The sequence below is a fragment of the Thalassotalea sp. Y01 genome (genome assembly GCF_012932945.1).
In the GTDB taxonomy this organism is placed as follows: domain Bacteria; phylum Pseudomonadota; class Gammaproteobacteria; order Enterobacterales; family Alteromonadaceae; genus Thalassotalea_A.
The window spans coordinates 146,633-170,321 of record NZ_JABBXG010000007.1; the positions used below are offsets into that span (position 1 = coordinate 146,633).

Consider the following 23,689-nt stretch of genomic DNA (forward strand, 5'->3'; position numbering starts at 1 on the left):
TTAATTCAATTAAGGTTTCTTGGCTTTAGCAAATGCTTCGGCAAACGCGTTACCCATCATATTATTGGCAGGCGCTTTTTGTTTTTTCGTTTGATTTTTGTGGTTAGGTTTGGCCTTTGCCTTCGGCGCGCTTTTCTTGTTTTGCGCTTGGTTATTGTTGGCATCGTCTTCAAGACGCATGGTCAAACTAATGCGCTTGCGTGGCGCATCGACTTCCAACACTTTAACTTTGACAATGTCACCGGCTTTAACCACATCACGTGGATCGTTGATAAATTTGTTCGTTAACGCAGAGATGTGTACCAAACCATCTTGATGCACGCCAATATCGACAAAGGCACCAAAGTTAGTAACGTTGGAGATTACCCCTTCGAGAATCATGTTCTGTTCTAGGTCCTTGATGGTTTCGACGCCATCTTTAAAGCTGGCGGTTTTAAATTGTGGTCGTGGATCTCGACCTGGCTTATCCAGTTCGGCAATAATATCTTGTACCGTTGGCAAACCAAATAGATCGCTAACAAAGTCACTTGCGTTGATTTGCTTTAAACGCTGTTGATCTGTCATCAATTGGTCGATTTGACACTCTGCATTTTTGGCCATCGCTTCGACCACGCTATAACTTTCAGGATGCACCGCGGACGCGTCAAGAGGGTTATCGCCTTGAGTAATGCGCAAAAAGCCTGCGGCTTGTTCGAACGCTTTCGGACCAAGGCGAGATACTTTTTTAAGTTGCTTACGATTATCGAAACGACCATATTGATCACGATAGGCGACAATATTTTGCGCCATGGTTTTGCTTAAACCGGCAACGCGGTTTAGCAACGGCATTGAGGCGCTGTTGACATCGACGCCAACGGCGTTTACACAGTCTTCGACCACAGCATCCAAGGTGCGACTTAATTGGCTTTGACTAACGTCGTGTTGATACTGGCCAACACCGATGGCTTTAGGTTCGATTTTGACTAATTCTGCTAATGGGTCTTGTAAGCGTCTTGCAATGGAGACCGCGCCACGCAGAGATACATCCAACTCGGGAAATTCATTGGCAGCAAATTCTGAGGCAGAATAAACACTGGCACCAGCTTCACTAACGATCAGTTTCGCCGGTGCTTTATCTAGCTTGGCAAACGCTTCAGTACATAAGCGATCGGTTTCACGTGACCCTGTACCATTACCAATGGCCACCAATTCTATTTTGTATTGATTGATGAGGTTGGTTAGGGTACGAATTGATTTATCCCAATGCTTTTGTGGCTCATGAGGGTAAATGGTGGTGGTATAAAGCAGTTTAGCGGTGGCATCGACGATGGCCAATTTACAGCCCGTTCGTATGCCTGGATCAATACCTAAGGTGACTTTGGCGCCGCCAGGTGCGGCCATCAACAAATCATTAAGATTTTGTGCGAACACATTAATCGCTTCACTTTCAGCTTTTTCGCGTATCTGTGAAAGTAATTCTGTTTCCAGAGACATCGATAGCTTAACGCGCCAAGTTAAACGTACTAGACGATTTATCCAGTCCGCCGCAGGTTGACTATTAACGTTTAAGTGCAGATGTTCACGAATCATTGCTTGCGCACTAGGCTCTGCTAACTCTTGTCCAGGATCGGCATTTAGCGATAACTGCAACACGCCTTCATTGCGGCCGCGCAACATAGCAAGGGCACGATGAGAAGGCACCTTACTAAGCTTTTCGCTGTGTTGAAAATAATCTTTGTATTTACTCGCCTGCGCTTCTTTGCCTTTAACCAGCTGACTCTCTATATGGCCTTTATTGATTAGATGGCGGCGCAGCTTTTGAATCAAAACCGCGTCTTCGCTAAAGCGTTCCATTAGGATATAAGTCGCGCCTTCGAGCGCCGCTTTGCTGTCGTCAACGCCTTTTTGGCTGTCGATATAATCTTTACTTACTACCTCAGGGTGAAGTTGCCAGTCATTGAATAAGGCATCGGCTAATGGTTGTAAACCCGCTTCGATGGCCATTTGTCCTTTGGTACGACGCTTTGGGCGATAAGGCAGGTACAAGTCTTCTAATTCGGTTTTATTATCAACCTTGGTAATTTGTTGACGTAAAGAATCAGAAAGTTTGCCCTGATCAGCTATATTTTTAAGCACCAGTTGTTTACGTTCATCCAGTTCACGTAAATAACCTAGACGTTGTTCAAGATGACGCAGATGACCATCATCTAAACCCGAGGTCACTTCTTTTCGATAGCGTGCTATAAAAGGAACAGTGGCGCCGTCATCGAGTAATCTTACCGCAGCATCAATTTGCGCTGCTTTAACATTTAACTCGTTGGCAATCGTTTGCGAGATATTTAGCATATGAGTTGTCGCTAATAATATAAAATTAGGAGTTGCAGAGTATATACCTTTAGGACGACAATAATTCCAGTTAAATTACAATATTTTTAAGTTTATGAGTAAATCAAATTACATTACCCGTGAAGGTTGGCAGCGTCTTGATGAAGAGTTGAAATTTTTGTGGAAAGATGAACGCCCTAAGGTAACCAAAGCGGTATCTGAGGCGGCAGCTCTTGGCGATCGCAGTGAAAATGCCGAGTATATTTATGGTAAAAAACGCTTGCGAGAGATCGATCGCCGGGTTCGCTTTCTTAGTAAGCGACTGGATCAATTAAACATTGTTTACCCAGAAAAACAGCAAGAAGGCAAAGTGTTTTTTGGCGCGTGGGTAAAAGTGATTGATGAAAATGAGCAGCAATTTGAATATCGTTTGGTTGGACCCGACGAGTGGGATGTGAAAAAAGGCGAAATCAGTATTGATTCACCGGTAGCCCGAGCGTTACTGGGTAAGCAGGTTGATGATGAAGTGATGGTTAAAACCCCAGATGGTGAGCGTTATTTGGAAATAACCGAGATTCACTATAAGCGTTAATAGTTTGTAACAAATATACGCTTAATTAACTGTTAATCATCACCAAAATTCAATAAAGTAAAGTATAAAAACAATGGGATAGGGTTTTCGAGAGGCAGCTATGGGACATGAAACACCGAAAGTTTTGGTGGTAGATGATGATATGCGTTTACGAGCATTGCTTGAACGTTATCTAGTAGAACAGGGATATGTAGTGCGCAGTGCTGCCAATTCCGAGCAAATGGATCGCTTGTTAGAACGCGAAAATTTCCACCTAATTGTACTTGATTTGATGTTGCCGGGTGAGGACGGACTTTCTATCTGTCGTCGCTTGCGTCAAGACGATAATGAAATACCTATTATCATGTTGACGGCCAAAGGTGATGAAGTTGACCGTATCATCGGCCTCGAGCTAGGTGCGGATGACTATATGCCTAAGCCATTTAACCCGCGTGAGTTACTTGCCCGCATTAAAGCGGTATTGCGTCGCAAAACCAATGAAGCGCCAGGCGCACCATCGTTGGCAGAAGAAGTCATCGAATTCGGTGACTTTAGCTTAAACCTTGCGACCCGTGAAATGCGCAAAGGCGATCTTGCCATGCCGCTGACCAGTGGCGAATTTGCGGTACTCAAAGCCTTAATTACACACCCGAGAGAGCCATTGTCTCGAGATAAATTAATGAACCTTGCACGCGGCCGCGATTACTCGGCATTAGAACGAAGCATTGATGTACAGGTGTCAAGATTACGTCGTATGTTGGAGCAAGACCCCGCGAATCCTCGTTATATCCAAACGGTTTGGGGCTTAGGCTATGTGTTTGTTCCTGATGGCTCACCGGCCTAATCCGATGACTGGTTAATTGAAACCTTAAATGAAACTGTTTCCGCGAAGTGCGTTTGGCCAAACCGTGTTATTGATCGGCTTTTTATTGCTGATCAATCAGGTGGTCTCTTACCTTAGTGTCGCTATCTATGTTATCAAACCAAACCTAGAACAAATCAATCAGCTGTTGGCAAAACAAGTCAAAGTGGTGTTTATCGATGGTGGTGACGCGAATTTTAATCCGCAATTGGCAGAGGCGTTTCATCGTGAAACCGGAATTGGTGTTTACCGCGAACAAGATGCGTTAATGCTTGGCTTGGCTGATGCTGCGTATTATCCATACCTTTCAATGCAAATGACCGAATTGCTAGAGGGCGAAGCCGAAGTTCGTATCTCGCAAGGTGAAGAGTATTTATTTTGGATCAGACCACCACAAGCGCCGCAATTGTGGGTGAAAATTCCATTGCATGGTTTAGAAGAGGCGAGCTTTTATCCGCTTATTTTTTACCTCGTGGTTATTGGTGGCTTAAGTGTCGCCGGTGGGTATTTGTTTGTTCGACAATTAAATAGGCCATTAAAGGCATTACAAAAAGCCGCTATCGACGTCAGTCGAGGTAAATTTCCAGAGCCACTTAAAGAGCAAGGTTCTAGTGAGATAGTGTCGGTAACCCAAGCGTTTAATCGCATGTCGACAGGTATCAAGCAATTGGAGTCTGACCGTAGCTTGTTAATGGCTGGTATTTCACACGATTTGCGTACCCCATTAACGCGTATTCGTCTCGCCTCTGAAATGATGAGTGAAGATGAAGATTACCTCAAAGAAGGTATCGAGAAAGACATCGATGATATGAACTCGATCATCGACCAATTTATTGATTACATTCGTCATGACATGATGGAAAAATCGCGCATCTGTCAAATGAATACCCTGATTCGCGAAGTGGTGGAGTTAGAAAAATCCGACCAACATCAATTGCATCTCGATTTGCGTGAACTGCCTAAAGTGCCGATGGTTTACCCAGCGATAAAAAGGGTATTAACTAACTTGATTCAAAATGCCTATAAGTACTCAGAACAAGACGTTGAAGTACGCTCAGGCCATGATAAACAGCGTGGTGTTGTTTATTTTACGGTATCGGATCGAGGTCCTGGTATCAGTGAGAAAGACGTCGAACGATTATTTCAGCCATTCACTCAAGGTGATACCGCACGTGGTACCAAAGGTAGTGGACTTGGGTTGGCGATCATTAAGCGTATTGTTGATGGTCATGGCGGGCGAGTGTCATTAAGTAATCGTCGAGGTGGTGGCCTGGAAGCTCGAGTCGAACTTCCAGTTGCCGAATAAAGCTGAAAATTAATACATGATATTAATGTAATATGCACTAGCGTTTAAGATAATGATGATACAAAGTATCGGTCGTGACATCTCTTTTGATAGTGAGCAAAACGCCATTGCAGCAAAAATCTGTAATATTTTACCGAACGCGACACCACTAAAAATACCAAATTGCTGAGCCAATAGTCGTATCACCCAGTTTCCTTCCAGTTGTATTCCGCCAGTGGTCATAAAATTAATTGTTGAAACGTAGTCTAATGTTGCAGTAAGGCACAAAAGCAACCAAAGCAGACGATGTGTTTGCAACGCGTATACCAGATTATTTGTTACTGGTACTTGATGATCAAGAATGGTCATATATGTTTTGATGGTTAATCAAAATCCAGACAGTAGCGCAACCGTCATGTCGTTATTCTTATCTCCCTTTGCTGATGATCGCCATAAACTCCTGTTATTGTTGTGGGGGTAAAATTTAGTGTAGTTGAGAATTTATGAAGCGCTAACGTCGCTCACCGGTTTTTAGGTTTAAGTAGCCAAAAGGGCGCGGCTCTTGTAGGCACTCAATTAGCTTGATTAGCTCAACGTTAATACTACTTAAGGTTCTGTTTTTAAGTGTTATTTGTAAATGTTCTTGTTTATTGCCATGGTGATCTTTGTTAATCACTACCTGGTCGGCGACGGCAATTATTTTATTGCCATCTTGCAAGGTTAACTTTACCTCGGTTTGGTACAGGCAAATGATTTCGAGGTAATCGTGTAAGTCACAACTGAGCAATTGCTAATCCGTATATTGTCCATGGTCACTCAATTATGGCACAGCGTTTTTGCTATCTCGCACAAACAAAAACGCCGCGCAATTGCGCGGCGTTTTACTGTCGTTAGCGGAGCTTACAATGTAGGTCCTGCGGCAACTAAGTTTTGACCATGTTCAGTATCTGTGAACTTGTCAAAGTTAGCGATAAACTTAGCAGCAAGATCTGTAGCTTTGTCATCCCAGTCAGCAGCATCTTTGTATGTATCACGAGGATCTAGAATATTGCTATCTACATCGTGTAATGCTGTTGGTACAGATAAGTTGAACATTGGTAGAGTTTGGCATTCTGCTTGTTCAATTGAACCATCCAAGATAGCGTCAATAATGGCGCGAGTATCTTTGATAGAAATACGCTTACCTGAACCATTCCAACCGGTGTTCACAAGGTATGCTTCTGCACCTGCCGCTTGCATGCGTTTAACCAACACATCAGCGTATTTGGTCGGATGTAAGCTTAAGAACGCAGCACCAAAACAACTTGAAAAGGTTGGTGTCGGCTCGGTAATACCACGTTCGGTACCGGCTAATTTAGCGGTAAAACCAGACAAGAAATAGTACTCAGTTTGCTCTGGTGTTAACTTAGCCACCGGTGGCAAAACGCCAAATGCATCGGCGGTAAGGAAAATAACCTTGTTCGCGTGACCGCCACGAGATATTGGCTTTACGATGTTATCAATATGATGGATAGGGTAAGAAACACGCGTATTCTCTGTTTTTGAACCATTGTCAAAATCAATACTGCCATCGGTTCTGACCACAACGTTTTCCAGCAATGCGTCACGACGAATAGCATTGTAGATATCAGGTTCGTTTTCTTTGCTTAGGTTGATGGTTTTTGCGTAACAACCGCCTTCGAAATTGAAGATACCATTGTCGTCCCAGCCGTGCTCGTCGTCACCAATTAATTGACGATTTGGATCCGTTGAAAGCGTGGTTTTACCTGTGCCTGATAGGCCGAAGAAGATCGCTGTGTCACCATCTTTACCAATATTGGCACTACAGTGCATCGACGCAATTCCTTTTAGTGGTAATAGGTAGTTCATCATTGAGAACATACCCTTTTTCATTTCACCGCCGTACCAAGTGCCACCGATAAGTTGCATTCTCTCGGTTAGGTTAAAGGCGACGAAGTTTTCTGAATTCAATTCTTGTTGCTGCCAATCAGCGTTATTTGTTTTGGCGCCGTTCATGACCACGAAATCAGGTTCGTATTCAGCCAGTTCTGCGTCGCTTGGGCGAATAAACATGTTCTTAACGAAATGAGCTTGCCATGCAACTTCAGTAATAAAGCGCACTTTAAGACGCGTATCTTCGTTTGCACCACAGAAGGTATCTACTACGAATAGACGTTTGCCAGATAATTGTTCTGTAACTAAACCCTTAAGCTGAGACCATGTTTCCTGACTCATAGGCTTGTTATCATTTTGACCTTGATCTGACCACCAAACCGTATCGCGGGTGGTGTCATCACGAACAATGTATTTATCTTTTGGCGAGCGGCCAGTGAAAATGCCAGTATCGACAGCAACAGCGCCGGTATTTGTTACAGTACCTTGTTCATAACCTTCTAAACCTGCTTTGGTTTCTTCAGCGAATAGCAGGTCATAAGATGGGTTGTACACGACATCGGTTGTGTCATTGATACCATATTGCGACAAATCAATATTTTTTGGCGTTAAATCAATGGCTTTCGCAGTACTCATTAGCGCGGCTCCTGGCATTACAAGTAAAAGTTAGAGTAATAATTCTAAATCTTCGTTAGATTGCTCGCATAGTAACGAAAATGAATTGTAAATAAAAGGAAAATGTAAGTGGTTTTGAAAGTTTTTTGGTAGGATAACGAAAGTGGCGTTAACTATCGAAAATTGCACGCTTATTCGACAGTTTAACGCCATAAAAGTAGTAAAATTACACCATTCTTAAACATCGATGTAATTGATACTTAGTTTGGATTCGGTTTGTTTTAGTTAGGATTAAGTAATTGTTTGAGTTTTTCACGATCAAATCGATATTCTCGTAAACAGAAATCGCAATTAATATTTATTTCACCATGTTCTTGTAAATGCTCTTCAATCCCGTCACGTCCAATATTGGCGATGGCGGTTAAGCATTTGTCCTCGCTGCAACCACAAACAAAACTGACTTGTTGTGGCTCAAACATACGTACCGTTTCTTCGTGATATAAGCGATACAGTATTTCTTCAGCAGGCAGACTGAACACTTCTTCGGCTTTAAGCGTTGCTGTTAGTTGACTGATGTGCTCAAAGTCCTGCATTTGCTGGTTTTTATCTTCGCTATCCGGAAGTACCTGCACAAAAGCGCCACCCGCTGTTACCGTGTCAGTATCCGCATACAGCCAGATTTTGGTTGCCAATTGTTCTGAGGTCGCAAAATAATGCTCAAGCGATTCTGCTAATGAATCACCCTGCAAGGCAACGATGCCTTGATAGCGCTCACCTTTATTAGGAATAACAGTGATCACCATATTCGCCTTGCCCAGCATTTGTTGTAGGCTATCACCTTCAATCGTACCGTCCACTTTGGCGATACCACGCATTTGCTGTTGATGATTACCATTTATTACCGCATATTTTACCGGACCGTCACCTTGGATTTGCACCGCAATCTCACCTTCAAATTTCAAGGTGGCGGTTAACAGACTGGTTGCTGCCATCAACTCGCCAAGTAATTTACTTACCGGCTGAGGATAATTGTGATTTTCGATAATTTGCTTAAAGCTTTGATCAAGTTGAACCAACTCACCACGGGCATGTAGGTCATCAAATAGGTAGCGGTTCAATACATCTGTTGGCATTGTCACATTAGATCCTTTCTTTAAATTCTCTTAATTTACGACGTTGTTTTTTGTCTGGTTTGCTGTCACTGGCTGGGCTAAATAATGTACCTTGCTTGCGCGCCAATGCAGTATCTTCACGGGTTTTTAGACTTTGCTCTGTTTCTTGGTATAACGTTTGCGCAAATGTCGCATCGCGACGACGATCTGCGAGGGCAACGACAATAACTTCTTTTTCATCGTAACCTTGGCGTATACGAATACGATCACCAATACTGACACTTTTACTGGATTTACTGCGCTGACCGTTATAAAACACTTTACCGCCGTCAATCATTTGCTTGGCAATGGCTCTGGTTTTGTAAAAACGCGCTGCCCACAGCCATTTATCGAGGCGAACAGAGTCGTTTTCAATGTCTTGAGTCGATTTTTTTGTCACGATTTTCTCAGCCTAGAAATTTGCCGGCATTTTTACCATAGTTGTTAAATTTTAGCCACTTTTGCCGTTGTTCGGCGGTAAAATCGTCAATTTTCTGGTTACGTTTTTTAACAGTTACAATTTTTTATTACTAAAAACTTGTTAAATCCTTGTTAATGCTAGATCATTTAGTGTTAGTGGCAGGTAAATTTAACGATCTGTACACACCTGATTACAATAAATATGTAAACCAACTGTAAACCTAAAAACTTTGTCACAAAAAAACGATGACAGCGCTTGTTACTGTTGATTTCGTTAAGTATTATCAGGGACGGATATTTATTATGATTATTTTATATAACGAAAAGCAATTATGGATTTAGCGCAAATTACAATTCAGTTACAGAGCTTATGGCAAAAAGTGCCACAGCAGGCACTCACGCGCGCGCTAATTACTTTACTTGTTATCTATATTGCCTTTTGGGCAGCCAACTTTACCTGGATGTTGGTTCCGCAAGCGGAAAAAGCAACTTCTGGCGTTCCTACAAGTCAAACCATTGCCGGTAAAAGTAGCAGCAAAAATCTTGATATTAGTTCAATCACTAAATTGAACCTGTTTGGTGAATACAACAAACAGGTTGAAGTTGAAACGCCGGTTGAGACAATTGAGTCGGCACCAGAGACAAAATTAAGACTGACATTAACCGGTGTTGTTGCCTCTGATGATCAAACAACGGCCGCCGCCATAGTTGAATCAAAAGGTGTACAGGAAACCTACGGCATTGACGATAAAATTACCGGCACACGTGCAATTTTGAAACAAGTGCACAATGACCGCGTCATAATCCAAAGTTCAGGTCGTATGGAAACCTTAATGCTTGATGGCTTTGAATACACCAAGGAAATTCGCGCGGATCAACCAGCCGCTGACGAAGTTAAAATCAAAACTACGGTTAAGTCGACCAAGAAAAATAACCCTGGGGTTAACAAAGATGATTCTGAACGTCAGGCTCGTATTAAAGAACGTGTCGCTCAGGCGCGTTCAGAGATCCTTGATAACCCAGGTAAATTAACAGACTACATAAAAATTTCACCGTACCGTGTCGAAGGTAAAGTCGCTGGCTATCGTTTGATGCCGAGCAAAAATCCGGAATTTTTTCAGGAAGTAGGCTTACAACCAGGCGATGTGGCGGTACAAATAAATGGTCGTGATTTGACCGATATGCGCGAAGCGCAAAAAGCATTAGCAGAACTAAGAAAATCAGAACATGTCGATTTGCTAGTTGAACGTGACGGCGTGTTACACGACATTTCATTGGGACTGGATAACTAACTGGAGAGCATTCATGCGCCGAACATTTTGCGCAAAACAATTAAAACGAGCCTCAGCGAGTATGTTGGCAGCCATGACTATGGCATGTACCTTAAGCGTCAGCAACGCTTATGCAGCACAATATTCTCCAAATTTTAAAGGCACAGAAATTACCGAATTTATCAACATAGTTGGTAAAAACCTGCAAAAAACCATCATTGTTGACCCGAAAGTTCGTGGTAAAATTAATGTCCGCAGCTATGACCTGTTAAGCGAAGAGCAGTACTATCAGTTTTTCCTTAACGTACTAGAAGTCTATGGTTTTTCCGTTGTAGAAATGGAAAACAATATCATCAAGGTGATCCCTAATAAGGATGCTAAAACCGCAAATATTCCGGTTGTTGGTGATAAGAATTCTGGTGTTGGTGACGAAATGGTCACCCGCGTCATTGAAGTTAAGAATGTATCTGTTCGAGAATTATCGCCATTGCTTCGTCAACTAAGTGATCAGGCCGGCGGTGGTAATGTGGTTCACTATGAACCATCTAACGTTATTATGATGACTGGTACGGCAGCGGTAGTTAATCGACTTGTCAATATCATTCAACGAGTAGACCGAGCTGGTGACCAAGGCGTACAAATCGTCAAGCTTGAATTTGCATCAGCGGGTGAAATGGTGCGCATTATTGAAAATATCAATAAGCCACAGAGCGGCAAATCGGATACTCCAGCGTTTCTAATACCAAAAATTGTTGCCGATGAGCGAACTAACTCGGTCATTGTCTCAGGTGAGCTGAAAGCGCGTGAACGTATTGCCAGACTGATTTCCAAGTTAGACAGTGAATTAGAAACCTCAGGTAATACCCGCGTGTATTACTTAAAATACGCAAAAGCAGCAGATCTAGTGCAGGTGATGCAGTCGGTATCTGACAGTATCCAACGCAGTTCCACAACAACCGGCACCACCAAAACCACAACCGCACGTCGTAACAGTTCAAATCGTAATGTATCGATTGAAGCGCATGATGATACCAATACCTTGGTAATTACCGCAGAGCCAGATATGTTACGTTCATTGGAAGCGGTTATTCGTCAATTGGATATCCGCCGAGCACAAGTCTTAGTTGAAGCAATTATTGTTGAAGTATTCGAATCTGACGGTGCGCAACTTGGTGTGCAGTGGTATCACGAAGACGGTGGCTTTACCCAGTTTAACAATGGTGTTGTGCCTATTTCAGGTATTGCCGCCGGCGCTATTGCTGCTGAAGGTGAAGAAGCGTCGCAAACCATTATTACCAACCCTGATGGTTCTATAACTGAATCAAACAATCCTGACACTCAAGGTGATTACACAATTCTTGCGCAATTACTTGGTAATGTAAGCGGTATGATGTTTGGTATTGTTGAAGACGATTGGGGTGCTATCGTGCAAGCGGTAAGCACGGACGTTAATTCTAATATTTTGGCAACGCCGAGTATTACCACATTAGATAACGAAGAAGCCTATTTTATTGTTGGTCAGGAAGTACCTATTATTACCGGTTCGCAAACCGGTAGTAACAATTCGAATCCATTTACCACGGTTGATCGCAAAGAAGTTGGTATCAAGCTAAAAGTTACGCCACAAGTTAATGAAGGCAGTGGTGTACAGCTTACTATCGAACAGGAAGTGTCGTCGGTGAGTGGTGCGACAGGAGTTGATATCTCAATCAATAAACGTGAAATAAAAACCACGGTTATGGCCGATAACGGCGCCACCATTATTCTTGGTGGTCTGATCGATGAAGACGTACAAGAATCGATGCAAAAGGTGCCTATTTTAGGTGATATTCCATTACTTGGTGCATTATTCCGTTCAACCGGCAGTACAACGCGTAAGCGTAATCTTATGGTGTTCTTGCGTCCAACCATTATCCGTGAAGGTACGGCAATGGATGCTATAACCAAGAAACGCTACAACTACATGCGTGCTGTAGAGATGGAAAAACAAGAAGCAGGTTTGCAGTTGATGGATGATGCTAAATTACCATTGCTACCTGAATGGGAAGAGAACTTAGAGCTTCCACCATCGTTTGATGAATATATGCAACAACGTGCTATTGATAAGTTAGATGAATCTGACGGATCAAATACGCAAGAAGATACAAATGAGTAGTAACGAAAATAACGATATTATCAACGAAGCAAACGAGCTGGCCGACGAATTGGCCAGCCCGGAAGAGTTGTTTGATGAACTCCCTGAGGAAGCTGAATTAGCTGATCCGATTCGTTTGCCTTTTGGTTTTGCCAAACGTCATGGTGTGTTAACCGAGCAAACCGAAGATGGATTACTGATGCATACCGCAGGTCAAGCCAACTTGCACGCTGTGTTAGAAGCGCAGCGTTATGTCTCGCAGCCGTTTTCGATAACCAAGCACAGCCCAGAAGAATTTGAGCGTTTATTAACGTTAGCTTATCAACGCGATTCATCTGAAGCGCAACAGTTGATGGAAGATATCGGTAATGAAGCAAACTTGTATTCATTGGCCGATGAAATCCATGACGCAGAAGATTTACTCGAAAACGAAGACGACGCGCCGATTATCAAATTAATCAATGCCATGTTGTCTGAAGCGATTAAAGAAAACGCCTCTGATATACATATCGAAACCTTTGAAAAAATGCTAAAAATACGCTTTCGTATTGATGGTGTGTTACGAGAAATCCTTAAGCCAAATCGTAAGCTTGCGTCGATGCTAGTATCTCGCATTAAGGTTATGGCAAAGCTCGATATAGCCGAAAAGCGAATCCCTCAGGATGGTCGTATTTCGTTGCTTATCGGTGGTCGTGCGGTTGATGTCCGTGTATCAACCATGCCTTCAAGTCACGGTGAACGAGTGGTGTTACGTCTACTCGATAAAAACGCCGCGCGATTAAATCTTATCGACTTAGGTATGACAGACGAAGCACGTAAGAAGTTTACCGATGTCATTGCCAAGCCACATGGCATTATTTTGGTGACCGGCCCAACCGGCTCCGGTAAAAGTACCACCTTGTATGCAGGTTTAACGCAAATAGACTCATCCGAACGTAATATCCTTACCGTCGAAGATCCAATCGAATTCGCGATAGAAGGCATTGGTCAGACTCAGGTGAATACTAAGGTAGATATGACCTTTGCCCGAGGTCTGCGTGCGATATTGCGTCAAGATCCAGACGTGGTAATGGTCGGTGAGATTCGTGACCTTGAGACCGCACAAATTGCGGTTCAAGCGAGTTTGACCGGTCACCTGGTGTTGTCGACGCTGCATACCAATACCGCAGCAGGTGCGATTACCCGTCTTGAAGATATGGGTATTGAACCGTTTCTACTTTCGTCGAGCTTAATCGGTGTACTGGCACAGCGCTTAGTTCGTACCTTGTGCCCACATTGTAAAGAAGCCCATGTGGTGAACGACGAAGAAGCTCGTTTATTAGATATCCATGATCAACAAGAACACACCATATATCGAGCTGTTGGTTGTGAGAAATGTAAGTATCTTGGTTATCGCGGTCGTACCGGTATCCATGAACTTTTGGTGGTTGATGATAGCGTTCGAGAATTGATTCAAAATAACGCTGGTGAACAAGCCATCGTTAGGGCGGTACGCGCCAAAACACCAAGTATTCGCCATGATGGTTTTGATAAAGTCCTAGCTGGTATTACAACGTTGGAAGAAATCTTACGTGTAACCCGAGAAGGTTAGTCTAAATGGCAGCATTTGATTATCAAGCGGTCGATGACCGTGGTAAAAATAAAAAGGGCGTTCTTGAAGGCGATAACGCTAAGCAAGTGCGGTCAATATTGCGCGAGCGTGGTCTGATCCCGATTGAAGTGACGCCGGCGTTAGCCAAAGCCAAACAACAAGCCGCTGGCGGTGCCTTTGGCAGCAAAAAAATATCATCTTCTGAGCTCGCTTTGATAACACGTCAAATGGCTACTCTGGTAGAATCAGGGTTACCATTGGAAGAAACGCTTGTTGCGGTTGCTGAGCAGTGTGAAAAAGACAAGCTGAAAAGTATGATCATGTCGGTACGTTCTAAGGTCAATGAAGGTTTCACCTTAGCGGAATCGATGGCGGAATTTCCTAATATATTCGACAACCTGTTTCGCGCCATGGTGGCGGCAGGTGAAAAGTCGGGACATTTGGATAAAGTTCTCAATCGTTTGGCGGACTATACCGAACAACGTCAAAACATGCGTTCGCAAATCATTCAGGCGTCAATTTATCCAATCATTATGACGCTCGTCGCGGTATCGGTAATCGTCGTGTTGTTAGTCGCGGTTGTGCCGCAAATCGTTGGTCAGTTTGATCATTTAGGCGAACAATTGCCAGGTTCTACGCAAGTGTTGATTGCGGTCAGTGATTTTCTCAAAAATTATGTGTTGTGGATCTTGGCATTTATTGTGCTGTGCATGTTTGGCTTTAGACAAATGATGAAAAAAGCCGGCTTTAGAATGAAGGTTCATGAGAAGTCTTTGAGTTTGCCTATTACAGGTAAAGTCACCAAAGGCTTGAATACTGCACGCTTCGCCCGCACTTTAAGTATACTGACCGCAAGTTCTGTTCCTTTGCTGGAAAGTATGCGTATTGCAGGTGAGGTTTTGACCAATGATTATATAAAATTACGGGTCAGCGAAGCTGCAGATAAGGTTAGAGAAGGTGCGAGCTTGCAAGCTTCACTGAAACAAACCAAACTATTTCCGCCGATGATGGTCCATATGATAGCCAGTGGTGAAAAATCAGGTGAGTTGGAATCAATGCTCGAACGAGCTGCTGATAACCAAGATCGCCAATTTGAAGCGCTGGTCAGTATATCGTTAAAAATCTTTGAACCAGCGCTAATGGTAACTATGGGAACCATAGTTTTATTTATTGTAATGGCAATCGTTCAGCCAATACTGCAGTTAAATACAATGATATAAGGTGTCAAAATGAAAGTGCAAAAACGCCGTAATGTTCGCGGTTTTACCTTGTTTGAAATTATGATCGTAATCGTAATTCTCGGTTTATTAGGTGCAATGGTATTGCCTAATGTTATGGGTAACTTGGACCGTGCTAATGTTCAAAAGGCAATTTCAGACGTACAAGCTTTGGAAAAAGCGATGATCACGTATAAGGCCGATAACTTTAAATTTCCAACCACAGAACAAGGCTTAGAAGCCTTAGTTGAAGAGACTGATATTGAGCCTCTTCCGCGTCGCTTTTTACCGGGTGGCTATGTATCGAGTCTGCCACAAGACCCTTGGGGTAATGAATATATCTTAATTAGCCCAGGTGAATTTGGTCGCTACGATATCTTCTCTTCTGGTGAAGATGGTGAACCAGGTACTGATGATGACATTGGTAACTGGAATATCAAAGAGTGGCAAGCCGGTGGTCCGGGTTCTGAAGGCTAATTTGGCTTAGGATGTGTTTGTGTCTCGTCGTGTTAAGGGTTTTACCTTACTTGAAATAATGTTGGTATTGGTTGTATTGGGAATGATGTATACCGCAGTCATTCCAAATATACGTGGTACTGAGCCTGCCGACGAGTTGGAAAAACACAGCCATACATTTGCCGAGTTATTTTCATTGGCAAGTGAGTATGCCCTGCTCAATAATCTTGAGCTGGGCTTACATGTAGAAGACAACGTCTATCGTTTTCTCGCCTTTGATGGTACCCGTTGGGTGCCTGTTCCAGATCAGGATATTCTTACCGAAGTCGCTTTTGATGAACCTTTCGCTATCGAGTTGAGCCTTGATGACTTGCCAATCGACGAAGACGCTATGCAAGTTAATCAAAGCATGTTTGAAGACTTCGAATACGATGAAGGTTTCAAGGAAGAGGAAGAGCCTGTTTATCCGCAAGTATTTATCTTGTCAGGTGGTGATATTACACCATTTAAGTTGACCTTCATTTACGATGACAACTATGACATCCCGGTTTTTTACGAAGTACTCGCTGAATATACCTTACCGCTAAAAGTCGAGGGGCCGTTTGAAGATGAACAAGGCTAACGGATTCACCCTTATAGAAGTGTTGTTGGCACTTACGGTATTTGCCTTGGCAGGTACCGCGGTGATGAATGTTGCTGCCACCAGTTTAAACGGTACCGCCAATCTAGAAGTTAAAAGCATCGCTACTTGGGTCGCTTCAAACCAACTGGTTGAGGCAAACTTGCAGCAACAGTGGCCACCGAAAAAGAAAAACGGTAAGGAAGAAATGGCCGGCCATGAATGGCATTGGCAAAGTATTATTCAGGAAACTGAAGACAAGAACATGCGTGCCATTACCATTGAGGTAAGGGAAAGCGAAGATGACAAATACCCGCTTGCCAGTTTGGTCACTTACGTTAGTAACCCTAAGGTAAGAAAATGATGCGTCAAACTGGTTTTACGCTTATTGAAATTCTTATCGCAATTTTCATTTTTGCTCTGATTTCTCTTGGCAGTACCGCGGTATTATCGACCATAAATGCCTCCAGTGAAGTTAATGCCGAAAAGGGCGCGCGTTTAACCGAATTACAACGCGCATTTTTGGTTATGGAACGAGATTTTCTACAAATGACCAAGCGCTCAGTGCGCTTAAATGGTGAAGAGCCACTAGAAAGTTTCGTCTTTTCTAATGAATCGACCTATTCAAGTAATACCCATGGTATCGCCTTCGTGCGTCAAGGTTGGCGCAACCCTGCATTATTATTACCACGCTCTGATGTGCAAGCGGTATCCTATCAATTAGAGGAACAGACTTTAAATCGTCTCCATTATATCTTCGTTGATTCGGTCATAGGTACCGAACCAAAAGTTAGACCCTTGATAACTGGTGTTGAACAAGTAGACTTTGAATTTTTTGATGGTAATAAATGGGTTAAAGAAATTCCGAGTAAAGAATTACCACTGGCTGTCGCTATTGAAATGACGCTAACCGATACTGGTATGATTCGCCGCCAGTTTTTGGTTCCCGGCATCGTTGATAAGTCTGGGGGCAATGATGATCAAAACTAGCACTAAACAACAACGCGGCGTTGCATTGATTACGGTTATGCTGGTGCTGGCAATTTGTGTGATCATCGCCAGTCGCATGAGCGCGGCACTAATTTTTCAAGTACAACGTACGGAAAATATCAATTCCAATCAGCAGGCCTATTGGTACGCCATGGGCGCAGAAGCGTTTGGTAAGACGGTATTAGCCTTGTCTTTTCAAGACAATAAAGACAAGACGGTCACTCATTTAGGGCAACCTTGGGCTGCTGGGGAAACCGCGTTTCCTGTTGATTTGGGTGAAATTAGCGGTGAAATTAAAGATTTACAATCTTGCTTTAATCTTAACGCATTGAATAACCCAAACCAGAGCAATAACTACGATGATAATGCGCCGGATCAGGGTGATGATGAGAACAATGACTCGGATAATGATCCCGATAACGGAGAATCGCAAAATCCAGGTAATGGCAATGATGATGATGACAATCAGCAGGGCAAAGAAATTAAAAACAAGGCGAAACAAGCCTTTATCGAATTAGTCAGTTTACTCGATATTGAAGGTGTTGATCGCTATACTGCTGAAGCAATGGCTGAAGCTTTACAAGATTGGCTTGATGAAGATTCGATGATTGCTGCGCCAGGTGGTGCCGAAGACAATGATTATGCGTCACGTGAGTACCCATATTTGGCAGCCAATAGCTTGATGGTTAGCAGTAATGAATTGCGTTTAGTTGAACATTTTAGCGCCCAGGCAATATTAGCCTTGCAAGATTATGTTTGTGTCATACCGAACTCACATCGCCATCAAATTAATATCAATACATTAGATGAAGAAAAGATTGAGTTATTACAAGCCTTGTTTGGGGGTATAGACTCCAGTACTGCGGAAGAAATCCTAGCAGAACGTGGCGAAGAAGGGTTTAAAGATTTGAGCGCCTTATATGATTTAAGTGTGGTCAAAGGTATCAAGAATCAAAAGCAGTGGCGTCAGCAATTCGTGGTCGACAGTGACTACTTTATGTTGACCACAAAGACGTCATTTAACGACAGTTATTTCAGTATGAAATCTGTGATGAAAATTAATGAAGATGAATCTATTAGTGTGGTAGATAGGACGATCGGAGCAAATTAATGCGGGAAACATTATTTATACGTATCTCTGCCCAACCACAAGCTCCGCTGCAATGGCTGATTTTGTCCCATGAACATGAGGATGAGATTGCCAGTGGCGAACTTGACAGTAAAGAGCAGTTAGCGACATTGCTTGAGAAAGCCGAAGGTCGCCAACTGACGGTATTGGTTGACAGTACGGCCATTGGTTTGCGCAAGCTAAAAGTACCAGGCAAAAATGACCGCTCAATACGGGCGGCAACACCTTATATGTTGGAAGAAGAGCTAGCTGAAGACGTAGATGAGTTGTTTTTTGCCTACGCCAATAAGCCCAAAGATTTTCAAGGCGACGAGAATTGCTTTGTTGCCTACAGCAGCCATCAACAAATAAATACCTGGCTATCTTGGTTTGAAGAGGCCGGCTTGGTGGTTAAACGCATTATTCCTGATGTGCTATGTATGCCATTGCACGATGGCTTGAGCATGGTGGCTATCAACGATCAATGTTTATTGCGTTACGGTGGCTTTAGTGGGTTTGTGGTCGATAAGTCGTTGTTACCGTTGGCGGTAGAGCACTTAGCACAGGTTAATGAAGAAGGCGAAGACGATGCCGAGCCAATGCGTATGCATTGTTATAGCCCGTTTGAAACCGAACTTGAATCCGTTGATGTCGTCAGTGAAGCATACCCATTGCCCTTGTTATTACTTGCTCGCCATAGCAAAGATGTTAGCTTTAACTTATTGCAAGGTGACTTTCAGGTTAAAGAGAAGCGCTCACCACATATTCAAAACTGGTTATGGGTGGCAGGTATTGCCGCCTTTGCATTGTTGTTGAATTTGATCGGCAAAGTGGTTCAGCTTAATCAATTAGAAAATCAATACACCGCGGTTGGCAAGCAAATTGAAGCCAGCTATAAAAAGGCGTTCCCAAAGACCAAGCGTGTCCGCTTAACAACGGTTAAGAGTCAAATTGAAAGACAGTTGCAAGCCCTAGGTGCTAGTGGTGAAGGTAATGGCTTTTTACCCATCCTCGCTGACGTGCAACCTGCATTTGCTGATGTGCCGCAAATTAAACCGAGTTCGATTCGCTTCGATGGCAAGCGCCAAGAACTGCGACTTTCCGTTGTTGGCAATGACTATCAGAGTTTTGAACGTTTTAAGCAAAAACTTGAAAGTTCTAATTTTGACGTTAAAGTTGGTGCTCAGAACAATCAAGGCGACCAGATAAGTGGTTCGTTTAATATCAGGAGTAAGTCATGAAACAATGGTGGTTAGGACTTAATCCAAGAGAACAAAAATTAGCGTCGATTATGGGCGCCGTTGTTGCGATATTTATATTTTATTTTTTAATATGGCAGCCATTGAACAACAGCGTAGAAAAGGCACAACAGAAGCTTGAGAGACAGCAGCAATTAGCGGCTTGGGTTGATGAGAATCTACCAAAACTGCAAGCATTGCAAAAAGCTGGTGGTATTAAGAGCACTGGTGGCAGTTTATCAAGCATTGTTAATCGCACGGCTAAACGTCAATCGATTGCTATTGCTCGCATGCAGCCGCAAGGTGACGATTTGCAAGTTTGGATTGATGAAGTGCCTTTTAATACTTTCGTTAGCTGGCTTAATAATTTGAATAGTAACGAAGGTGTACTTATTGAATCCATAGATATTACCGAAGGTAATGCGCCGGGAACTATTGCGGTGCGTCGTTTACAATTAGCTAAAGCAGGATAAGATGGCTATCGTTAAGAAGTATTTAGCCCCTGCCGGGGCATTTCTAGTATTGTATTTGCTATTTGTTGTAGCCAATGCACCGGCAAAGAAAATCATTGGTCATTTTAAATTGCCAAAAACCGTTCATCTAGGTCAGATCTCTGGCTCTATATTTTCCGGTAACGTCGACAGCGTTTACTTAGGTCAACACAAAATAGAAGATGTGCGATGGTCATTAAGTGTTTTGTCATTAATAACCTTTAACCCGAGTGCCGATGTTGAATTTGGTAACCCGCGATTGGGTTATAGTGGTCGCTTTACCGCATCTGATCTATTGTCTGTGGCGTCATTACAAGATGTCAAAATCAGTGCCGATGCCGACTACATTGCCAGCAAACTCAATCTAATGATTGATATTAAGGCTGCAGGGCAAGTACAGCTAGACTTACCACAGTACACCCCAGGCAAAGCCGTATGCAATGCAGCTACAGGTGTTGTTAATTGGCAGCAAGCACAACTTGATGCAACCGGCGAATATGTCCCGTTAGGCGATTTGGCTGCGGATATTAGCTGTGAAAAAGGCAACGTGCTGCTGGCAGTTAAACCAGAAAATAACCTCGGCTTGCAACTCGATGCGATATTTAATGGTCGTCGTTTATCAGCAACGGGTTTCCTACAACCAGGCGCTAAATTCCCAGAGCAGCTGCAACCAATGCTAGGCTTTATGGGCAAAAAAGATAATCAAGGGCGTTATCGAATACGACTGTAAGACATATTGCGGTGACAAATTGATTTAGTTAATAGGGGCATCCGATTTTGGTGCCCCTTTTAAATGGGCGATTTTCAGTAATGAACGGGTCGGGTAATTGCTAAAAATAGCATCGACACCAAGCTGGTGCATGGCGATGATATCTTCTTCGTCATCGACGGTATAAACATATACTTTAAGGCCGCGTTTATGGGCGTCGTCGACAAAAGCCTGATTAATAAAATCAATGCTGATATGCACACTATAGGCGTTTAATCGCTGTGCGAATGCGGCATAATCGAGAGGGCAGCTGGCGGTTAATGCACCGATTCGTATCGCCTTATTTAGCGATTTTATCTGCAATAATAAGTGGTGATTAAAGCTCGACAAGAGAAATTTATCGTAGTCGAATCCATATTCTTGAACCGCTTTATCGATGGCGGATAAGGTGGCAACAACGGTATTATCCGTTTTCAGTTCGATATTTACTGGACACTTACCTTGAACAAGCTCAAGCACTTCATCTAAGGTCGGGATTTGTTGCCCTTTACCGGCATCGAGCTGTCGAATTTGCGCAAAGCTGAGGTTCTTTAATTGGCCTTGACCATCGGTGGTTTTATCAACTTTTCGATCATGAATAACCACTAGCTCACCATCGGCCCAGTGCACATCAATTTCAATGGCGTCAACCTGCATTTGCAAGGCCTTTTCTATCGCCAATAATGTGTTTTCAGGTTCGTGACCGCTGGCACCGCGGTGAGCTAAAACTAACATGGTAGTTATTCGCTTTTGTTTAAATATCCGTATGGCTTACCAAGACGGGTAATAGTACCAGGACAATCATCAGTGCAAAAATCCATGGTGTCTGCTGGGAAACAACATACTGTGGTTGAGCCAAGTTTAAAGCGACCCATTTCTTCGCCTTTCTCTAGGGTAATGGCACCGGCTTCGTCAGCGGCAGGGTAGTGCCAACGTTTAAGTGCTTTACCGCCACTCGGTGCGATTGTACCTGCCCATACGGTTTCCATGCTGGCAACGATAGTTGCACCAACTAGAACCAAGGCCATTGGGCCAATTTCAGTGTCAAATATGGTGACTACGCGCTCATTACGAGCAAATAAATTAGGTACATTTTCAGCGGTTAGTGGGTTAACACTAAATAGCTCACCTGGAACGAAAATCATTTCTCGTAAGGTACCTTTGATTGGCATATGGATGCGATGATAATCTTTAGGTGCCAAATAGATGGTTGAGAACTTACCACCTTGAAAAGGTTCAGCGGTTTTCGGATCACCGCCAAGTAAGGTTTCTAATGAATAATTGAAGCCTTTGGCCTGAATGATTTGATCATTAACGATATCGCCTTGCTGACTTATGGTGCCATCAACAGGAAAACATATTTCATTAGTGTCAGGATCGATTGGACGAATACCGTCTTTCAATTCACGAGTAAAGAATTCATTAAAAGTGGCAAAGTCGCTGGCATTCTCCAGTTTCGCTTCGCTCATATCAATGCCGTAAGACTTGATAAAACGTTTGATAGCAAAGGTTGTCACTGCACCTGCTTTGGCACCGGCGAATTTGCCAACCAATCGAGATAACGCAGTTTTAGGTAGTGCGTATTGCAGGGCAATTTTTAAATTATCCAAAGACACTTGGTTTTCCTTTTTCGTACCTGGCCTTAGCGCAGGTTGGTTATTATAGGTTATTTAAAACGGGATGTTAGTGTATTACTGCCCAGGCTGGCAAGTATTCGTTGATAACTGGCAAACCTTAATGGGTTAATATGGCCATCTTCAACTGCTTTTTGCAATGCGCAACCAGGATCGTCCTGATGTTTGCAGTCGCGAAACTTGCAATAGCCAAAGTATTCTTGAAATTCAATAAAGCCTTGATCGACTTGGTCAGGGGTTAAATGCCAAAGACCAAACTCTCGAATCCCTGGTGAGTCGATTAAATGACCTCCGCTTGGGAAGTCATATAAACGGGCAACGGTGGTGGTGTGCTGACCTAGACCGGACATTTCACTGACTTCATTGGTGACCAAATCCAGCTCTGGCATTAGCTTGTTTACTAAGGTTGATTTACCAACACCGGATTGACCGACAAAAATGCTGGTTTGATTGAGCAAGCGTTGCTCTATCGCTTGCAGCCCTTGCTGATGTTTGGAGCTTATTTTAAGTACTTCATAGCCAATCTCATCGTACAGGCTTAAATGACGGTCAATAAGCTCTTGATTGTCTGCGCTGAGCAAGTCGATTTTATTAAGCACAATAATAGGCTTGATACCGGTTAATTCGGTGGCAACCAAATAACGATCGATAATATCTGGGTTAAATGCTGGAACTACCGATGAGACGATAAAAATTTGATCAATGTTGGCAGCAATCGGCTTAACGCCGTCGTAAACATCAGGACGTGACAACAGTGAATGGCGCTCGTGCACCGCTTCAATCACACCGCTGATACTGTGCTTGGTTTCTTTGCCCGGACGCCAAAGTACATTATCACCGCAAACCAATGAATCGACCGTGCGGCGGATGTTGCATCGAACGATATCACCAGCTTGACTTTTTACGTCGGCGTGTTGGCCAAAACGGCTGATAATAATCCCTTGTTCGGCATCGCCAAGTTCAGAATCTTGCCATACTTCTTGCTTACTTTTATTCAACTTTTCAGCAAGATTTTTCTTGATTCGTCGGTGTTGTCCTTTGGTCAGTTTTTTCGCTTTTGCCACTATGAAATTGCTTTGGTTGCTTATTCA

The 23,689-nt window shown here is 43.2% G+C and carries 23 protein-coding genes; 15 read left to right on the plus strand and 8 right to left on the minus strand.

Annotated elements, in window-relative coordinates; genetic code table 11:
* Positions 1 to 9: 9 nt before the first annotated feature.
* Positions 10 to 2,325: a Tex family protein gene (locus HII16_RS11660; RefSeq protein ID WP_169130336.1), complete on the minus strand. Its 2,316-nt coding sequence runs from the start codon at positions 2,323 to 2,325 to the stop codon at positions 10 to 12.
* A 94-nt stretch (positions 2,326 to 2,419) separates the two neighbouring features.
* Between HII16_RS11660 and greB the strand changes: the two genes are divergently transcribed.
* From greB to envZ, 3 genes are all read left to right on the plus strand, one after another.
* Positions 2,420 to 2,896, plus strand: a complete 477-nt coding sequence (gene greB, locus HII16_RS11665; protein ID WP_169130338.1) for a transcription elongation factor GreB — start codon at positions 2,420 to 2,422, stop codon at positions 2,894 to 2,896.
* Between the two features lie 100 nt (positions 2,897 to 2,996).
* On the plus strand, positions 2,997 to 3,719 hold the full coding sequence (gene ompR / locus HII16_RS11670) for a two-component system response regulator OmpR (protein ID WP_135438890.1): 723 nt from the start codon (positions 2,997 to 2,999) through the stop codon (positions 3,717 to 3,719).
* Between the two features lie 28 nt (positions 3,720 to 3,747).
* The gene (envZ, locus tag HII16_RS11675) at positions 3,748 to 5,043 is read left to right on the plus strand and encodes a two-component system sensor histidine kinase EnvZ (protein ID WP_169130340.1); all 1,296 of its coding nucleotides are present in this window, start codon (positions 3,748 to 3,750) and stop codon (positions 5,041 to 5,043) included.
* 9 nt (positions 5,044 to 5,052) lie between these two features.
* Here the strand turns inward: envZ and HII16_RS11680 are convergent, their stop codons facing one another.
* From HII16_RS11680 to hslR, 4 genes are all read right to left on the minus strand, one after another.
* A complete protein-coding gene (locus HII16_RS11680; protein WP_169130342.1) occupies positions 5,053 to 5,391 on the minus strand; it encodes a hypothetical protein in 339 nt (112 codons plus the stop codon).
* Positions 5,392 to 5,922: 531 nt separating this feature from the next.
* Positions 5,923 to 7,551 carry a phosphoenolpyruvate carboxykinase (ATP) gene (gene pckA / locus HII16_RS11690; RefSeq protein WP_169130346.1) on the minus strand — a complete coding sequence of 543 codons (1,629 nt, stop codon included), beginning with the start codon at positions 7,549 to 7,551 and terminating at the stop codon, positions 5,923 to 5,925.
* A gap of 260 nt (positions 7,552 to 7,811) precedes the next feature.
* Complete coding sequence (gene hslO / locus HII16_RS11695; RefSeq protein ID WP_169130471.1) at positions 7,812 to 8,663, minus strand: Hsp33 family molecular chaperone HslO; 852 nt, start codon at positions 8,661 to 8,663, stop codon at positions 7,812 to 7,814.
* A 7-nt stretch (positions 8,664 to 8,670) separates the two neighbouring features.
* Positions 8,671 to 9,081: a ribosome-associated heat shock protein Hsp15 gene (gene hslR, locus HII16_RS11700; RefSeq protein ID WP_169130348.1), complete on the minus strand. Its 411-nt coding sequence runs from the start codon at positions 9,079 to 9,081 to the stop codon at positions 8,671 to 8,673.
* A 352-nt stretch (positions 9,082 to 9,433) separates the two neighbouring features.
* On the opposite strand from hslR, the gene gspC reads away from it, so the two are divergent.
* The 12 genes from gspC (at position 9,434) to HII16_RS11760 (ending at position 20,946) form a co-directional block, all read left to right on the plus strand.
* Entirely contained in the window at positions 9,434 to 10,393 is a 960-nt protein-coding gene (gspC, locus tag HII16_RS11705) for a type II secretion system protein GspC (protein WP_169130350.1), read from the plus strand.
* Positions 10,394 to 10,454: 61 nt separating this feature from the next.
* Positions 10,455 to 12,527, plus strand: a complete 2,073-nt coding sequence (gene gspD, locus HII16_RS11710) for a type II secretion system secretin GspD (protein WP_248289617.1) — start codon at positions 10,455 to 10,457, stop codon at positions 12,525 to 12,527.
* Positions 12,520 to 14,097, plus strand: coding sequence for a type II secretion system ATPase GspE (gspE, locus tag HII16_RS11715; protein ID WP_169130354.1), 1,578 nt, complete (start codon positions 12,520 to 12,522; stop codon positions 14,095 to 14,097). The genes gspD and gspE overlap by 8 nt, the downstream gene beginning before the upstream one ends.
* 5 nt (positions 14,098 to 14,102) lie before the next feature.
* Positions 14,103 to 15,317: a type II secretion system inner membrane protein GspF gene (gene gspF, locus HII16_RS11720; RefSeq protein WP_135438898.1), complete on the plus strand. Its 1,215-nt coding sequence runs from the start codon at positions 14,103 to 14,105 to the stop codon at positions 15,315 to 15,317.
* 9 nt (positions 15,318 to 15,326) lie between these two features.
* Complete coding sequence (gspG, locus tag HII16_RS11725; protein WP_169130356.1) at positions 15,327 to 15,791, plus strand: type II secretion system major pseudopilin GspG; 465 nt, start codon at positions 15,327 to 15,329, stop codon at positions 15,789 to 15,791.
* Positions 15,792 to 15,810: 19 nt separating this feature from the next.
* Positions 15,811 to 16,392: a type II secretion system minor pseudopilin GspH gene (gspH, locus tag HII16_RS11730; protein ID WP_169130358.1), complete on the plus strand. Its 582-nt coding sequence runs from the start codon at positions 15,811 to 15,813 to the stop codon at positions 16,390 to 16,392.
* Complete coding sequence (gspI, locus tag HII16_RS11735; RefSeq protein ID WP_169130360.1) at positions 16,379 to 16,753, plus strand: type II secretion system minor pseudopilin GspI; 375 nt, start codon at positions 16,379 to 16,381, stop codon at positions 16,751 to 16,753. Before gspH ends, gspI begins: the two co-directional genes overlap by 14 nt.
* A complete protein-coding gene (gene gspJ, locus HII16_RS11740; RefSeq protein ID WP_169130362.1) occupies positions 16,750 to 17,379 on the plus strand; it encodes a type II secretion system minor pseudopilin GspJ in 630 nt (209 codons plus the stop codon). The genes gspI and gspJ overlap by 4 nt, the downstream gene beginning before the upstream one ends.
* A complete protein-coding gene (gene gspK, locus HII16_RS11745; RefSeq protein ID WP_169130364.1) occupies positions 17,363 to 18,490 on the plus strand; it encodes a type II secretion system minor pseudopilin GspK in 1,128 nt (375 codons plus the stop codon). The genes gspJ and gspK overlap by 17 nt, the downstream gene beginning before the upstream one ends.
* The gene (gene gspL / locus HII16_RS11750) at positions 18,490 to 19,728 is read left to right on the plus strand and encodes a type II secretion system protein GspL (RefSeq protein ID WP_169130366.1); all 1,239 of its coding nucleotides are present in this window, start codon (positions 18,490 to 18,492) and stop codon (positions 19,726 to 19,728) included. Before gspK ends, gspL begins: the two co-directional genes overlap by 1 nt.
* Positions 19,725 to 20,198 (plus strand): type II secretion system protein M, encoded by a 474-nt coding sequence (locus tag HII16_RS11755; protein WP_169130368.1) that lies wholly within the window; start codon positions 19,725 to 19,727, stop codon positions 20,196 to 20,198. The genes gspL and HII16_RS11755 overlap by 4 nt, the downstream gene beginning before the upstream one ends.
* Position 20,199: 1 nt before the next feature.
* Positions 20,200 to 20,946 carry a type II secretion system protein N gene (locus HII16_RS11760; RefSeq protein ID WP_169130369.1) on the plus strand — a complete coding sequence of 249 codons (747 nt, stop codon included), beginning with the start codon at positions 20,200 to 20,202 and terminating at the stop codon, positions 20,944 to 20,946.
* Positions 20,947 to 20,970: 24 nt separating this feature from the next.
* Here the strand turns inward: HII16_RS11760 and HII16_RS11765 are convergent, their stop codons facing one another.
* Genes HII16_RS11765 through rsgA form a run of 3 tightly spaced genes read right to left on the minus strand, consistent with a single transcriptional unit; the run spans position 20,971 to position 23,662 of the window.
* Entirely contained in the window at positions 20,971 to 21,699 is a 729-nt protein-coding gene (locus tag HII16_RS11765) for a glycerophosphodiester phosphodiesterase family protein (RefSeq protein ID WP_169130371.1), read from the minus strand.
* A gap of 5 nt (positions 21,700 to 21,704) precedes the next feature.
* Positions 21,705 to 22,580, minus strand: a complete 876-nt coding sequence (asd, locus tag HII16_RS11770; RefSeq protein WP_348981415.1) for an archaetidylserine decarboxylase — start codon at positions 22,578 to 22,580, stop codon at positions 21,705 to 21,707.
* A gap of 50 nt (positions 22,581 to 22,630) precedes the next feature.
* Positions 22,631 to 23,662: a small ribosomal subunit biogenesis GTPase RsgA gene (gene rsgA, locus HII16_RS11775; RefSeq protein ID WP_169130373.1), complete on the minus strand. Its 1,032-nt coding sequence runs from the start codon at positions 23,660 to 23,662 to the stop codon at positions 22,631 to 22,633.
* Positions 23,663 to 23,689 lie beyond the last annotated feature (27 nt).

Coding starts and splice junctions, on each gene's coding strand:
- HII16_RS11660 (WP_169130336.1), bottom strand. CDS start 2,325: ATGCTAAATATCTCGCAAACGATTGCCAACGAGTTAAATGTTAAAGCA.
- greB (WP_169130338.1), top strand. CDS start 2,420: ATGAGTAAATCAAATTACATTACCCGTGAAGGTTGGCAGCGTCTTGAT.
- ompR (WP_135438890.1), top strand. CDS start 2,997: ATGGGACATGAAACACCGAAAGTTTTGGTGGTAGATGATGATATGCGT.
- envZ (WP_169130340.1), top strand. CDS start 3,748: ATGAAACTGTTTCCGCGAAGTGCGTTTGGCCAAACCGTGTTATTGATC.
- HII16_RS11680 (WP_169130342.1), bottom strand. CDS start 5,391: ATGACCATTCTTGATCATCAAGTACCAGTAACAAATAATCTGGTATAC.
- pckA (WP_169130346.1), bottom strand. CDS start 7,551: ATGAGTACTGCGAAAGCCATTGATTTAACGCCAAAAAATATTGATTTG.
- hslO (WP_169130471.1), bottom strand. CDS start 8,663: ATGCCAACAGATGTATTGAACCGCTACCTATTTGATGACCTACATGCC.
- gspC (WP_169130350.1), top strand. CDS start 9,434: ATGGATTTAGCGCAAATTACAATTCAGTTACAGAGCTTATGGCAAAAA.
- gspD (WP_248289617.1), top strand. CDS start 10,455: ATGTTGGCAGCCATGACTATGGCATGTACCTTAAGCGTCAGCAACGCT.
- gspE (WP_169130354.1), top strand. CDS start 12,520: ATGAGTAGTAACGAAAATAACGATATTATCAACGAAGCAAACGAGCTG.
- gspF (WP_135438898.1), top strand. CDS start 14,103: ATGGCAGCATTTGATTATCAAGCGGTCGATGACCGTGGTAAAAATAAA.
- gspG (WP_169130356.1), top strand. CDS start 15,327: ATGAAAGTGCAAAAACGCCGTAATGTTCGCGGTTTTACCTTGTTTGAA.
- gspI (WP_169130360.1), top strand. CDS start 16,379: ATGAACAAGGCTAACGGATTCACCCTTATAGAAGTGTTGTTGGCACTT.
- gspJ (WP_169130362.1), top strand. CDS start 16,750: ATGATGCGTCAAACTGGTTTTACGCTTATTGAAATTCTTATCGCAATT.
- gspK (WP_169130364.1), top strand. CDS start 17,363: ATGATGATCAAAACTAGCACTAAACAACAACGCGGCGTTGCATTGATT.
- gspL (WP_169130366.1), top strand. CDS start 18,490: ATGCGGGAAACATTATTTATACGTATCTCTGCCCAACCACAAGCTCCG.
- HII16_RS11755 (WP_169130368.1), top strand. CDS start 19,725: ATGAAACAATGGTGGTTAGGACTTAATCCAAGAGAACAAAAATTAGCG.
- HII16_RS11760 (WP_169130369.1), top strand. CDS start 20,200: ATGGCTATCGTTAAGAAGTATTTAGCCCCTGCCGGGGCATTTCTAGTA.
- HII16_RS11765 (WP_169130371.1), bottom strand. CDS start 21,699: ATGTTAGTTTTAGCTCACCGCGGTGCCAGCGGTCACGAACCTGAAAAC.